The organism is Bacillus sp. HY001, assembly GCF_007558965.1.
GTDB lineage: Bacteria > Bacillota > Bacilli > Bacillales > Bacillaceae_G > Bacillus_A > Bacillus_A mobilis.
Map to the genome: position 1 here is coordinate 1 of NZ_VLTE01000140.1, position 376 is coordinate 376.

Consider the following 376-nt stretch of genomic DNA (forward strand, 5'->3'; position numbering starts at 1 on the left):
TTCTTTCTATTAGGGTTTTGTTTATAGTGACAAAAACGTCAGTATTGTCTAGTGAATTATAATATGTAATTATGGAAAAGTAAATTAGAAAACAAAAGAAAGAAGGGATTCAATTGAAAAGTAGAGCTGCTGTTGCATTTAAGCCAGGAGAACCACTTCAAATCGTAGAAATCGATGTAGAAGAACCAAAAGCAAAAGAGGTATTGGTAAAAATACTGTATACTTCTGTCTGTCATACAGATGCTTTTACATTATCAGGTGACGATCCAGAAGGCGTATTTCCTGCTGTATTAGGTCATGAAGGTGCCGGTGTTGTCGTTTCAGTAGGTGATGAAGTGACTTCAGTAAAACCTGGTGATCATGTGATTCCACTATA

1 protein-coding gene is annotated in these 376 nt (G+C 35.6%); it reads left to right on the forward strand.

Going from position 1 to position 376, the window contains the following annotated elements; translation table 11 throughout:
* Positions 1-113 precede the first annotated feature (113 nt).
* Positions 114-376: alcohol dehydrogenase catalytic domain-containing protein (locus tag FOT98_RS29250; RefSeq protein ID WP_186292143.1), on the forward strand; the 263-nt coding region annotated here is incomplete at its 3' end.